The sequence below is a fragment of the Mycobacterium kyorinense genome, from assembly GCF_002101735.1.
GTDB classification, from domain to species: Bacteria; Actinomycetota; Actinomycetes; order Mycobacteriales; family Mycobacteriaceae; genus Mycobacterium; species Mycobacterium kyorinense.
Genome location: NZ_LQPE01000076.1, coordinates 37,924 through 50,569, shown reverse-complemented (window position 1 = coordinate 50,569; position 12,646 = coordinate 37,924). Strand labels below are relative to the sequence as shown.

13 protein-coding genes are annotated in these 12,646 nt (G+C 66.7%); 6 read left to right on the top strand and 7 right to left on the bottom strand.

Annotation, left to right across the window (positions count from 1 at the left end; all coding sequences use genetic code 11):
- Nucleotides 1-5: 5 nt before the first annotated feature.
- The 3 genes from AWC14_RS09720 to AWC14_RS09710 all read left to right on the top strand — a co-directional run bounded on the left by AWC14_RS09720 (nt 6) and on the right by AWC14_RS09710 (nt 2,310).
- Nucleotides 6-881 (top strand): Rieske (2Fe-2S) protein, encoded by an 876-nt coding sequence (locus tag AWC14_RS09720; protein WP_045378589.1) that lies wholly within the window; start codon nt 6-8, stop codon nt 879-881.
- A 94-nt stretch (nt 882-975) separates the two neighbouring features.
- Entirely contained in the window at nt 976-1,545 is a 570-nt protein-coding gene (locus AWC14_RS09715; RefSeq protein WP_045378586.1) for a hypothetical protein, read from the top strand.
- Nucleotides 1,546-1,593: 48 nt separating this feature from the next.
- Complete coding sequence (locus AWC14_RS09710) at nt 1,594-2,310, top strand: hypothetical protein (RefSeq protein ID WP_045378583.1); 717 nt, start codon at nt 1,594-1,596, stop codon at nt 2,308-2,310.
- Nucleotides 2,311-2,329: 19 nt separating this feature from the next.
- Here the strand turns inward: AWC14_RS09710 and AWC14_RS09705 are convergent, their stop codons facing one another.
- Nucleotides 2,330-3,547: an acyl-CoA dehydrogenase family protein gene (locus tag AWC14_RS09705; protein WP_045378580.1), complete on the bottom strand. Its 1,218-nt coding sequence runs from the start codon at nt 3,545-3,547 to the stop codon at nt 2,330-2,332.
- Nucleotides 3,548-3,632: 85 nt separating this feature from the next.
- Between AWC14_RS09705 and AWC14_RS09700 the strand changes: the two genes are divergently transcribed.
- Nucleotides 3,633-4,862, top strand: a complete 1,230-nt coding sequence (locus AWC14_RS09700; RefSeq protein WP_249026325.1) for an alpha/beta hydrolase — start codon at nt 3,633-3,635, stop codon at nt 4,860-4,862.
- On the opposite strand, the gene AWC14_RS09695 is transcribed toward AWC14_RS09700, so the two are convergent.
- The 5 genes from AWC14_RS09695 to AWC14_RS09675 all read right to left on the bottom strand — a co-directional run bounded on the left by AWC14_RS09695 (nt 4,859) and on the right by AWC14_RS09675 (nt 9,423).
- The gene (locus AWC14_RS09695; RefSeq protein ID WP_045378574.1) at nt 4,859-5,539 is read right to left on the bottom strand and encodes an alpha/beta hydrolase family protein; all 681 of its coding nucleotides are present in this window, start codon (nt 5,537-5,539) and stop codon (nt 4,859-4,861) included. The two genes, AWC14_RS09700 and AWC14_RS09695, sit on opposite strands and share 4 nt — an antisense overlap.
- 7 nt (nt 5,540-5,546) lie before the next feature.
- Entirely contained in the window at nt 5,547-6,077 is a 531-nt protein-coding gene (locus AWC14_RS09690) for an Rv1352/Rv1906c domain-containing protein (protein ID WP_045378572.1), read from the bottom strand.
- A gap of 36 nt (nt 6,078-6,113) precedes the next feature.
- Nucleotides 6,114-6,572, bottom strand: coding sequence for an STAS domain-containing protein (locus AWC14_RS09685; protein WP_045378569.1), 459 nt, complete (start codon nt 6,570-6,572; stop codon nt 6,114-6,116).
- Between the two features lie 215 nt (nt 6,573-6,787).
- Nucleotides 6,788-8,965, bottom strand: a complete 2,178-nt coding sequence (gene katG, locus AWC14_RS09680) for a catalase/peroxidase HPI (RefSeq protein ID WP_193393808.1) — start codon at nt 8,963-8,965, stop codon at nt 6,788-6,790.
- Between the two features lie 35 nt (nt 8,966-9,000).
- On the bottom strand, nt 9,001-9,423 hold the full coding sequence (locus AWC14_RS09675; RefSeq protein ID WP_081968126.1) for a Fur family transcriptional regulator: 423 nt from the start codon (nt 9,421-9,423) through the stop codon (nt 9,001-9,003).
- Between the two features lie 187 nt (nt 9,424-9,610).
- Here AWC14_RS09675 and AWC14_RS09670 point away from each other — a divergent pair, with 187 nt between their 5' ends.
- Entirely contained in the window at nt 9,611-10,852 is a 1,242-nt protein-coding gene (locus AWC14_RS09670) for an acyltransferase family protein (RefSeq protein WP_081968125.1), read from the top strand.
- Between the two features lie 88 nt (nt 10,853-10,940).
- Nucleotides 10,941-11,642 (top strand): Rv0518 family GDSL lipase, encoded by a 702-nt coding sequence (locus tag AWC14_RS09665; RefSeq protein WP_045378562.1) that lies wholly within the window; start codon nt 10,941-10,943, stop codon nt 11,640-11,642.
- A 17-nt stretch (nt 11,643-11,659) separates the two neighbouring features.
- Here the strand turns inward: AWC14_RS09665 and AWC14_RS09660 are convergent, their stop codons facing one another.
- Complete coding sequence (locus AWC14_RS09660; protein ID WP_045378715.1) at nt 11,660-12,634, bottom strand: GlxA family transcriptional regulator; 975 nt, start codon at nt 12,632-12,634, stop codon at nt 11,660-11,662.
- Between the last annotated feature and the right edge of the window lie 12 nt (nt 12,635-12,646).

Below are 12,646 nucleotides of genomic sequence, written 5' to 3'. Positions count from 1 at the left end.
GTCTCATGGCGCCCGTTTCCACACCAGCACGACCAGTGATCGACGCGCTCGAGCGCGCCGGCATCCTTGACGTCCCGGCACAGGCCCTCGCTAAAAAACTGCGTGAGTTGTTCGCGCCGGAGCCCTTCAAAGACGCGATCAGCGGGACGTGGTTGGGCCACCCGGCCCACCCCCCGATGACAGATCTGGTGATCGGGTCTTTCCTGTCGGCGTCGTTGTTGGACGTGCTCGCACCGCGTGCGGGTGCTCGCGCGGCACGGCGATTGATCGCGGTGGGCATCGCCGTAGCAGCGCCCACAGCGGTGACCGGGTTCAGCGACTGGGCCGACACCGAGCTCTCCGACGACGGTGTCCGCCGCGTCGGATTGGCTCACGCCCAGGCAAATGTCTCCGCGCTGTTGCTCTACTGCGCCTCACTGGTCGCCCGCCGTCGCGGCGCACGCGTCAAGGGCACGTTGCTGGCACTTGCCGGCGCCGGATTGCTTGGCGCCAGCGGCTATCTCGGCGGGCACATGGCCTATGTCCGCGGTGTCGGTGTCAACCAGACCGCCTTCGATCCCGGACCCGGCGAGTGGACCGCGGTCGACGGTGTCGAGCTGGCCGACGGACAACCGCAATCCGCGGACGTCGAAGATACGCCGGTCATGCTGGTTCGTCTCGACGGCCACGCGTACGCGATCCATGACCGCTGCGGGCATCGCGGCTGTCTGCTCAGCGACGGCGACCTGGACGGCCACGTCGTCACCTGCTCGTGCCATGGCTCGCGCTTCGACATTCGCGACGGCACCCTGCTGCGCGGCCCGGCGACGGTCAGCCAGCCGGCGCTCGAGGTGCGCGAAACCGACGGGCGGATCGAGGTTCGCAGGGTCTCTCGCGGCTAGGGATGAATCGGCACCTCATATTGTTGCCTCGGCGTCGTTACCGATACTCTCGTCCGTGCAGTCGACGACGGACACCAAACAGAATTGAGGGGCCATGGGCGAATTCGACCCGAATGTAGGCGAAGCGCAAGTCATTGTCAGTCTTGCCGAAGCGGCGATGCACATGTACCGGGCTGCCATTGATTCGTTGCCTTTTCCCGAGGACAAGAAGTTCCAGAAACGCGCCGAGGTGGTTCTCTCCGGTCTGCGTAAATTGCGCGCGGCTTTGACTGACGCAGCAACGCAAAGCAGGTCCACATCCTCGGTCATCGTGGCGCTCAGCGATGTTCGGCGACGCTACGACGACCTGATGGCACGCGCCGCGTCGGCACCCGGGTCGAGCCTGGGCCAGCAGCTCTACACCGCGCGGATTCGCGCCAAGTTGTCCGCCGATGAAGCGGCCCGCGGCGTCGGGCTCCGTCCCGAGCTTCCCGACGAGCTGGAGGCGGGCGCGACTCCCACCGAGGACGAGGTCGTGAAGGTCCACCAGCTGATCGCCGCGCTGCGCGAGGTGGTCGGCGACGAACCCGTCGAGCAGCCGGTCGAGACGCATCTCAACGGCTGGGACGAGGCGCTGACCGTCAACGGCGCCGAACACGACGAGGCTGAGGCCGCCGCACACTGATCGCCGATTGAACACCGGGGCGCGGCGAATGCGTCACCATGTGAGGTCATGGCTGACGACGAGCTCGACGAACTGTATTCGGTCAAGCCGGACGGCTTCACCGCGCTGCGCAGCAAGCTGGCCACAGCGGCCGGCAAACGCGGCGACGCGAGCGGCGCCAGGCGGATCTCCGCGGCCCGCAAGCCCACCACCGCGGCGTGGGTGGTCAATCGAGTTGTGCTGCGGCACAAGGAAGCCAAGCGCCGGCTCATCGAGCTTGGCGATCGGCTGCGCGGCGCGCACGCCGCACTCGACGGCGGGCGCATCCGCCGCTTGTCTACCGAGCAGCATGCGCTCATCGAGGAACTCGGGCGGACAGCTTTCGAGACGGCAGAGCTGACCAACCCGCCGGCGGCGCTGCGCGAGGACGTCTCGAGCACGCTGCAGGCAGCGATCGCCGACCCGGATGTGGCGGCCAGGCTCGGCCGGCTGACCAAGGCCGAACGCTGGTCGGGTTTCGGCGGGTTCGGCGAAGCGGCGGCGGAACCCGCGCCGAAATCCCGCGACGACGACCGCCATCTCGACGAGCTGAGGGCAGCGTTGGCCGCGGCCGAGCAGGCCAAGTCCGACGCCGAGGAGGCACTGTCGCGGCGGCGGGAGGAGCTCGCCACGGCCGAGCAGCGCCACGACGAGGCCCGCCGAAAGCTGCGGGAGGCCGAGCAGGCCAGCCGCGAGGCCGCGGCGTCGGTAAAGGAAGCCAAGGCGCGCCTGAGGGCGCACAGCTAGCCCAAACGTCGAGGTCGAGTCAGCGAATGGTGAGACCGGTCAGCGCCCTTCCGATGACCAGTCGCTGGATCTCGCTGGTCCCTTCGAAGATCGTGAAGATCTTGGCGTCCCGATGCATCCGCTCGACGGGATAGTCACGGGTGTAACCATTACCGCCGAGAATCTGGATGGCTTCGTCGGTGACGTAGACGGCCGTCTCGCTGGCGTACAGTTTTGCCATCGAGCCCTCGGCTGAGCTGAACGACTTGTTGTTGCGTTGCATCCAGCCGGCCCGCCACACCAACATCCGGGACGCGTCGATGCGGCTTTTCATGTCGGCCAGCTTGAACGCAATGGCTTGGAATTCGGCGATCTTTCGGCCGAATTGCTCGCGCTGGCAAGCATATTCCAGCGCATACTCGTAGGCTGCGCGCGCAATGCCCAACGCCATCGCACCCACCGCCGGGCGCGTGCGCTCGAACGTCATCATTGCAGCCTGGCTGGAAGTCCGTTCGCCCGAGCGGATTTTCGCCAGTCGGCGCTCGAAACGTTCTCTGCCGCCAAGGATCAACTCACCCGGAATGTGCACGTCGTCGAGCACGACCTCGGCGGTGTGCGAGGCGCGTATGCCGTGCTTTTTGAACTTCTGGCCCTGCGACAGGCCTTTCGTGCCGTGCGGCACGATGAATGTGGCCTGACCGCGGGTGCCCAGCTCGGGGTCCACCGAGGCCACCACCACGTGCACGTTGGCGATGCCGCCGTTGGTGGCCCAGGTTTTGGTGCCGTTGAGCACCCACTCGTCGGAGGCTTCGTCGTAGACGGCCCGGGTACGCACCGCGCCGACGTCGGACCCGGCGCCGGGCTCGGACGAACAGAACGCCGCCAGTTTCGGATCGTCCGGAGTGCCGAACATCTGCGGCAGCCACTCGGCGAGCTGCTCCGGAGTGCCGTTGGCCGCCAACGCCGCCGCGGCCAGACCGGTGGCCAAGATGGACAACGCAATTCCGGCGTCGCCCCAAAACGTTTCCTCGAACACCGTCAGCAGACCGAGCCCGCTGCGCTCGGCCGCCATCTGCGCGAACAGGTCAGGGGTGTAGAGCCCGACCTTGGCGGCCTCCTGGATGATCGGCCACGGCGTTTCCTCGCGCTCGTCCCACTCCGCCGCGGCCGGCCGGATGACCGTCTCGGCGAACTCGTGTACCCAATCACGGACGTGCACGACCTCCTCGGGTAGTTCCATCGAGAACGTCGCGTCCATCAGGGCTCCTATCAGGGGGGCGGGCACGCGCCAGTGTAGACCGACCGCGCATACAGTAAACGTTTGTATACTCAACACACAAATCGTGGGGGTGACGATGCAGCGCAGCGACATCCGTGCAGTCGGCGAGCTGGCCGGGGAGGCGTCCGCAGTCGTGACGACGCTGGTGCGCGGGATGCACACCGGGATCGCCGAGCGCGTCTTCGCGTCGATCGGACCGACCGCGGCGCCGACCCGGGCGGTGCACAACGCGCTCGCGCACACCATCTATCGCGGTGTGGACCGCAGCATTCGCGGCGCCGCCCGCGCGGCGAGCACGATTGCGTCCGAGGCGTGGGGCGACGACGGCGACGACGAGCTCGTGGCACGCCGCAGGGTCGCCAAGGCCGTCGCCGCCCTCAACGGGCTGTATGGGGATCAGTTGGCCGAGCACGGAAACAAGTTCGCCGGCGAAATGCAAATCCGGCACTGCGGCAACCCAATTCCGGCTACGGCCGACTCGATCGCCGCCGCGTTCCCGACGGCCACCGGCCGCGTCGTCGTCTTCCTGCACGGCTGGTGTCTGACCGAGTGGTCCTGGGCTCGCGCACCGCGGGACGGCGACGACGGACGCACCTACGGCCAACGCCTGCGCGAAGATCTCGGATTCACGCCGGTTTACCTGCGGTACAACACCGGACTGCACATATCGGCCAACGGCCGCGCGCTCGCCGACGTGCTGGACCGCCTGCACAGCCAATGGCCCGTTCCCGTCGACGAACTCGTGTTGGTGGGCCACTCAATGGGCGGCCTGGTGGTCCGGAGCGCTTGCCATTACGGTGGGCAGCAACGACATCGATGGACCGACGCCGTGAGTCATGTTGTGTGCCTTGGCTCGCCGCATCTGGGCGCCGATCTGGAAAAGGGCGTCAACGTTGCGTCGTGGGCAATGGCCCGGCTACCCGAAACACGGGCGATTGCAAGCTTTTTGAATACCCGCAGTGCAGGGGTCAAAGACCTTCGTTTCGGCTCCTGCCTCGACGAGGACTGGTGCGAGGCCGATCCGGACGAGTTCCTTCGGGATCGCTGCCGAGAGGTGCCGTTTCTTCCCGGCGCCACCTATCATTTCGTGGCCACGACTTCCGCGCCGCCGTTGGTCGGCATGGTCGCCGGCGATTTTCTGGTGCGCCCGGCAAGTGCGTCGGGTCGCGGAAAGTCGCGCTCGATTCCGTTCGAACCCGAGCACGGGGTGACCTTGGCCGGATTGCACCATTTCGATTTGCTGAACCACCCGCAGGTCTACGCAAAGCTGCGGGACTGGATAGCCCGGCGTTAAAACTCGATCCCTGCCGCGGCGGCGATGCGGGCGGCCACATCGGCCGCGACGGCCAGGGTGTCACGGTCCCGGCCGGCCGAATAGCGGTCGGCGACAGGGTCGTAGCTGGCACCGGCGATCGAGCCGTGATCGGCGGCGAGTTCGGCCAATTCCACCGGCCATCCGTTCTGTTCGAGCGCCGACGCGAAATCGCGGCTGGCTTGTAACGGAACGGCGTGGTCGGCAACGCCGTGCAGCAACGTGAACGGCGAGCGGTTCTGCGCATCGGTCAGCCATGCGGCCGGCTGTTTTCCGGTGATCGGGTCCGGCACCATGAATGCGCCGGCCAGACAGACGGTGTGGGCGAAACGCAGGCCGTGGCGGCTTGCCTGTGCCGTCAGCCCGGCCGCTGCGGCACCGCCCAGCGACCAGCCCACGAGCACGAGTGCGTCGGGGTCCGGGGCTTGCTGCCGGGCGAACTCCACCGAGCGCAGCAGGTCGTCACGGCCGCCGTCGGCGGCGTGGGAATTCCAGTCGGGCGCCACCACGGCCAGCCCATGGCCGGCCACCAGCTCGGCCAACGGCCGAACAGCGGCGCGGGCGTTGCTCTGCTGCCCGTGCCATATCAGCACGGCCCGCCGGTCCGCATCGCCGACGAGGTCAGCGAGCCTGCCGGGTGCGTATTCGACGGTTTGCATGCCGCGATCAGGACTTCGGCGGTTGCGCTCCGTTGAGGATCCCGTTCAGGATGTCCATCCCCGCCCTGGTCTCCGCGGGCGACCGGCCGGTATCCGGACTCGCCGAGTCGTTCTTCTGCCAGGGCTGGCAGCCGTCGGTCTTGAATGCTTTGTCACTGGCCTCGATCTGCACAACCTGAGGCTTCTTGGTCATCGCGCTGTCGAGGATCTCGTTGCCGTTGTCGCCGGCGCCGAGGCGCTTCCAGTAGCACGCGCCCTTTTCGACCGGGCCCGCCGACGTGTAGACGCCGGGGGCGATGTCGGTGCCCACGACGTACTTGCCGTCGTGGTCGATGGTCGTCTTCGGCTGCCCCTGCGCCTGCGGTTGCCCCTGCGGAGGCTGTGCCGGGCCGGGGCCCGGTTGCTTCGGACCCGGCTGGTGCGGCTGCGGCGCGGGCGTCGGGTCGGCGGCCGCAACGCCGGAGGTCACGCCCCAACCCGCGAGAAGAAGCGCCGCGGCGGCAAGCGCTATTGGTTTCGACCTCACGACGAGCAGCATACCGAGAAACGCGAGTCGGCGCGGTGGCCTGCGGCGTTACGCGGTCTTGTGCAGCAGCGGCATCAGCAGCCGACGACGCGCGGAGATGGCGTCGGCGAAGTAATGCAGCGCTTCGTGCACCGACTCGGCGGTGGGGAACATGCCGTCGTCGTTGGTGATCTGCAGCACTCGGCTGACCGCCGGACTTGCGATCAGCGCCCATTCGACTCCAGCGGCGCGGCAGTCGTCGTCGATGCGGTACAGCAGGCGAATGCCGTCGGAGGCCAGGCAATCCACGCCGCTCAGATCCAGGATGAGGGGCTTGTCGGACAGAACGAAATGCCGGCTGTATTCACTGACCCGCTCGACGTTCATCGCGTCGACCGCACCGCTGATCGTCACCACGGTCGCCAGGTGACGGCACTGCGCGCGGACGGTTGCGCCGCCGCAGTCGATCACCGGGCTGCCGTGGCGCGGCGTGGGGTAGGAACCTGACGTACCAAGCGATTCGGTCATGAGTGGCCTCACTTCTCAATCAGGTTGCCGGAATACGCGGCTAAGGAATTGCCCTCAACCTGATCGCGACGCTAATGGGCGACTCTAAGGTCACCGGGTGCAACGCTTAATACTTTGCTAAGAAAGAACTTTCGGATCGCCGGCGGGCGGCACCAGCGAAAGCGGCACCCCGCGAGCTGGATCGCTCACGGGGTGCCGTTGGTTGTCAGCGCTGATCAGGCGAGGTCGAACCGGTCGAGGTTCATCACCTTGTTCCATGCGGCCACGAAGTCGGCCACGAACTTCTCCTGTGCGTCGTCGGCGCCGTAGACCTCGGCGAGAGCGCGCAGCTGCGAGCTGGACCCGAACACCAGGTCCGCCGCCGTCGCCGTCCATTTGAGGTCGCCGGTAGCGCGGTCGCGACCCTCGTAGACGTTCTCGGTCGACTGCGACGGCTTCCATTCCGTGCCCATGTCGAGCAGGTTGACGAAGAAGTCGTTGGTCAACGTCTCGGGCCGGTCGGTGAAAACACCGTGCTTGCTTTGACCGTAATTGGCGCCCAAGGCCCGCATGCCGCCGACCAAGACCGTCATCTCCGGTGCCGTGAGGTTCAACATGTAGGCCCGGTCCACCAGAAGGGTTTCCGGCGACAACTTCTCGCCGCGTCGCAGATAGTTGCGGAACCCGTCGGCCTTGGGTTCGAGCACGGCGAACGACTCCACGTCGGTCTGCTCCTGCGTGGCGTCGGTGCGCCCGGGCGCGAACGGCACCGTGATGTCGAACCCGGCCTTCTTCGCCGCCTGCTCGACCGCTGCGCACCCGCCCAGAACGATCACGTCGGCCAGCGAGACCTTCTTGCCGCCGGACAGCGACGCGTTGAAGTCCTGCTGGACCTTTTCGAGAACCGGCAGCACCTTGGCCAGCTCAGCCGGGCTGTTGATTTCCCAATCCTTCTGCGGCGCCAGGCGAATCCGCGCGCCGTTGGCGCCGCCGCGCTTGTCGGTGCCGCGGAAACTCGCCGCCGACGCCCACGCGGTGGACACCAATTGTGGGATGGACAACCCCGATTCGAGCAGCTTGCTCTTCAGGGCGGCGATGTCCTTGTCGTCAATCAACTCATGGTCGACGGCGGGTACCGGGTCCTGCCACAGCTGCGGCTCGGCAACCCACGGGCCCAGGTAGCGGGAGATCGGTCCCATGTCGCGGTGCAACAGCTTGTACCACGCCTTGGCGAACTCTTCTTCCAACTCCTCCGGGTGGTCGAGCCAGCGACGGGTGATCTTCCCGTAGATGGGATCCATCCGCAGCGACAGGTCGGTCGTCAGCATCGTCGGTTTGCGCTTCACCGACTTGTCGAAGGGATCGGGAATCACCTCCTCGGCGTCCTTGGCGGTCCACTGCCAGCAGTCGGCCGGGCTCTTGGTCAGCTCCCACTCGTAGCCGTAGAGGGTTTCCAGGTAGCTGTTGTCCCACTTCGTCGGGGTGGGTGTCCAGACCACCTCCAGGCCGCTGCCGATCGCGTCGCGGCCCTTGCCGGTGCCGAACGAACTCTTCCAGCCCAGACCCTGCTGCTCGATCGGGGCGGCCTCCGGTTCGGGGCCGACCAAATCGGCCGGGCCGGCGCCGTGCGTCTTGCCGACGGTGTGGCCGCCGACGATCAGCGCCGCGGTCTCGACGTCGTTCATCGCCATCCGGCCGAACGTCTCGCGGATGTCGATGGCTGCCTTGAGCGGGTCCGGCTCGCCGTTGGGCCCCTCGGGGTTCACGTAGATCAGGCCCATCTGCACGGCGGCGAAAGGCGGGTGCAGGTCCCGGTCGCCGCTGTAGCGCTCGTCACCCAGCCAGGTGTCCTCTGGTCCCCAGAAGATCTCGTCGGGCTCGTAGATGTCCTCTCGGCCGAAGCCGAAACCGAACGTCTTGAACCCCATGGCTTCATAGGCACAGTTGCCGGCGAAGATGATCAGGTCGGCCCAGGAGATCTGCTTGCCGTACTTCTTTTTCACGGGCCACAACAACCGACGGGCCTTGTCCAGGATCACGTTGTCCGGCCAGCTGTTGAGCGGTGCAAAGCGCTGGGCGCCCTCGCCGCCGCCACCGCGCCCGTCGTGGATGCGGTAAGTCCCGGCCGCATGCCAGCTCATCCGGATGAACATCGGCCCGTAGTGGCCGTAGTCGGCGGGCCACCAGTCCTGCGACGTCGTCATCACCTCGACGAGGTCACGCTTGAGCGCCTCGAGGTCGAGCTTCTTGAACTCCTCCGCGTAGTTGAAGCTTTCGCCCATCGGATCGGCTTGGGGCGCATGCTTTTTCAGAACCGACAGATCCGGCTGGTTGGGCCACCAGTCCCGGTTGGTCAAGGGCCGGTGCGCCTGCGGCGTAGGGGAGGGGATTGCCGGGTTTTCACTTTCTGACACCGGGTGCTTCCTTTCGGGGGTAGGTGAATCGGTGATCAAGATGTCGAGCAGTCGGGGCACAGGCCCCAATAGATGACCTCGGCCTCATCGAGGTCGAAGCCGTTGTCGTCCGACGGGGTCAGGCAGGGCGCCTCGCCGACGGCACAGTCGACGTCCGCGATCGCTCCGCAGGAGCGGCAGACGACGTGGTGGTGGTTGTCGGCGACCCGCGACTCGTAGCGAGCCAGGTGCCCGGACGGCTGGATCCGTCGCACCAGGCCCGCACCGGTCAACGCGGCCAGGACGTCGTAGACGGCCTGGCGGGACACCGTGGGCAGGCCGAAGCGCACCGCTTCGAAGATGGTCTCGGTGTCGGCGTGCGGATGCTCCTCGACGGCCTCCAGAACTGCAAGCCTGGGGCGAGTCACGCGCAAATCGGCCATACGCAGTTGCTCCGCGTAATCCCGACTCGAGGACACAGTAGGAATATTGCCCCTTTTCTGGAATGAGTCAATACTTTGCGGGGTTGTGTCCCGGCGTTCCGACGCGGCATTCGGGGCATCGCACTGATACTCTCCACACGCTGCCGCGTGAGAGGCGGCCCTGTCCGGCCGGCCGACGCAGTGGCGCGAACGAAACCAGCAGCGACGTCCCGGAAAGAGTGTTGTGCGCAGCGGAGACATCAAGGCCCTCACCGGTCTTCGCATCATCGCCGCCGTGTGGGTAGTGCTGTTCCATTTCCGCCCGCTGCTGCGGGAGTCGGCACCCGACTTCAGCGACGCCCTCGCACCGGTACTCAACTGCGGCGCGCAGGGTGTCGACCTGTTCTTCATCCTCAGTGGCTTCGTGCTGACCTGGAACTATCTGGACCGGATGGGCTGGTCGTGGTCCACCCGAGCCACGCTGCACTTCCTCTGGCTGCGACTGGCGCGCGTCTGGCCGGTCTACCTGGTCACCCTGCATCTGGCGGCCGCCTGGTGGATCTTCACCCTGCACGTCGGCCACGTCCCATCGGAGGACGTCAGCCGGCTTACCGCCGTCAGCTATGTGCGCCAAGTTCTGCTGGTGCAGCTGTGGTTCCAGCCGTATTTCGACGGCTCGAGCTGGGACGGCCCGGCCTGGTCGATCAGCGCCGAGTGGTTGGCCTATTTGCTGTTCGGTGCGCTGGTGCTGGTGATATTCCGGATGGCGCACGCGACACGAGCCCGAAGCTTGGTCTTTCTCGCGATCGGCGCATCGCTGCCGCCGGTGCTGCTGCTGTTGGCCAGCGGGCAGTTCTACACACCGTGGAGCTGGTTGCCGCGCATCGTCATGCAGTTCACGGCGGGAGCACTGGTTGCCGCGGCCGTCATGCGGCTACGCCTCACCGACCGGGCGCGGCGCGGCGCCGGGTACGTTTCCCTGCTGCTCACCGCGGCCATCGTGGGGCTGCTGTACCTGCTCGACGCGTTTCCGATACCAGGGGTCATCGACAGCGGCGGCATCGTCGACGTGTTGTTCGTGCCGTTGGTGATGACGCTCGCCATGGGAACCGGCAGCCTGCCGCGGATGCTGTCGGTGCGGGCCATGGTGTTCGGCGGCGAGATCTCGTTTTGCCTCTACATGGTTCACGAATTGGTGCACACCTCGTGGATATGGACCGCGCGCCAGTTCGAGCTGACATTGCAGGGCTTCGGGGGCAAGCTGACGGTCGTCGGCCTGCTCGCGATCGCCACGGTCATTTCGATCGTGCTTTTCCACTTCGTGGAAGAGCCCGCACGCCGGTGGATGCGCCGGATGGTCGACGTCGGGGCCCCGGGAACGGAGCCGCACGTCGACCTGGGCGCCGGCCCGGTGAAGGCCAAACTCCAACCGATCGACGGCGCCCGCGAAGAGCGCAGCAAGGCGATTGCGATGCGTGCTGGCTAGCTGATCGCGTCGAATTCCAAGTTTTTCCTCATACGATGCCGCTAACACGGGGCATTGCTCGACGACGTATTGAACAGTGGAGGTAACGGTGGGTCGCCTGGCCGCGTTGGTCGTCTCACTGACCTTTGCGATCGGCATGATCGGCATGGTCAGCGGATACCGGGCGCCGGCGCCGCCCTACCGAACGCTCACTCTGGGTTCCGCGGTCAACCATGTCGCGGTGATCGGCGACTCGTACACCACCGGGACCGACGAGGGCGGCCTGGGATCGAAGGCGTGGACCGCACGCGCATGGGTCAGCCTTGCCCGGCAGGGAGTGCAGATCGCACCCGATGTGGCGTCCGAAGGCAGAGCCGGATATGCGGTACGCGGCGACCACGGCAGCGTTTTCGAGGACCTGACCGCCAGGACGGTGCGGCCCAACGACGCGCTGGTGGTGTTTTTCGGGTCCCGCAATGACCAGGGCGTCGAGCCCGAGCTGCTCGGCCAAATGGCCCACGACACACTCGATCTGGCGCACCGCACTGCCCCGGCGGCGAGACTTCTGGTGATCGGCCCGCCCTGGCCGACCGCCGATCCGCCCCAGGCAGTGCTGCAGGTTCGCGACATCATCGGCGACCAGGCCCGGGCCATGGGCGCCACGTTCGTCGATCCGATCGCCGAACACTGGTTCGTCGGCAAACCCGACCTGATCGGCGCCGACGGCATACACCCCACCGACGCCGGGCATCAGTACATGGCCGACAAGATCGCGCCGCTGATCCGCGCGCAGTTGCCCCGACTGACCTGAATTACGCTGTCGCGCAGTCACTCTCGCGCTGCCGTGCGGAACCTGTCCCGGTAGGCCTTCGGTGATACGCCGAGCCGGCTGACGAATACCCGGCGAAGCGTTTCGGTGCTGCCGAAACCGGCCATGCCGGCGGTCTCGCCAATGCTGCGACCCGCGTCCAGCGCGGCGCGTGCGGCGTCGATGCGCACCATCTCGACATAGCGGGCCGGGGTGGTGCCCAGCTCCGACTGAAACAGTCGGGTCAGCTGCCGCGTGCTCAAAGACGCCCGCGCGGCAAGGGCTTTCACGTCATGGTCGGCAGCCGGGTCGGCGGCGATCGCGTCGGTAACTGCGCGAAGCGGCGACTTCGCCGGCGGATGCGCCTCGACCAGCGCCGAGAACTGCGACTGCCCGCCCGCGCGTTTGAGATACACGACCAACCACCGGGCCACGTCGCGGACCAGCTCTGTGCCGTAGTCCATTTCGACCAGTGCCAGTGCAAGGTCGATGCCCGACGAGATTCCGGCCGAGGTGAAGACATCGCCGTCGCGGACGAAAATCGCGTCCGGTTCGACGGTGACATCGGGGAAGGCGCGGGCAAGTAACCGAGCGTCGCGCCAATGTGTGGTAGCGCGTCGGCCGTCGAGCAGGCCGGCCTGCGCGAGGACGAATGACCCGGTGCAAATGGACGCCAGCCGCCGGGTTCGGCCCGCCACCACTCTGACGGCCTCGACGAGGCCCGGATCGAGCGGCTGCCTGGCCAGATCGTCACTGCCGGCAACCATCACGGTGTCGGCGGATTCGATCGAGGCAATGCTGTCGGTGACGCCCAGCCGGGTCCCGATCGAGGTCGTCACATCGCGCCCGTCCAGCGACGCGACCTTGATGCGGTAGTGGCCGCCGAAGCGGTTGGCTTCGGCGAAGACTTCGGCCGCTCCTGCGACATCCAGCAGCGTCACCTCGTCGAAGACGACGATCACCACGACCCGCGACTCGGTCCGGACATCCGCCACCAACTCATTGTG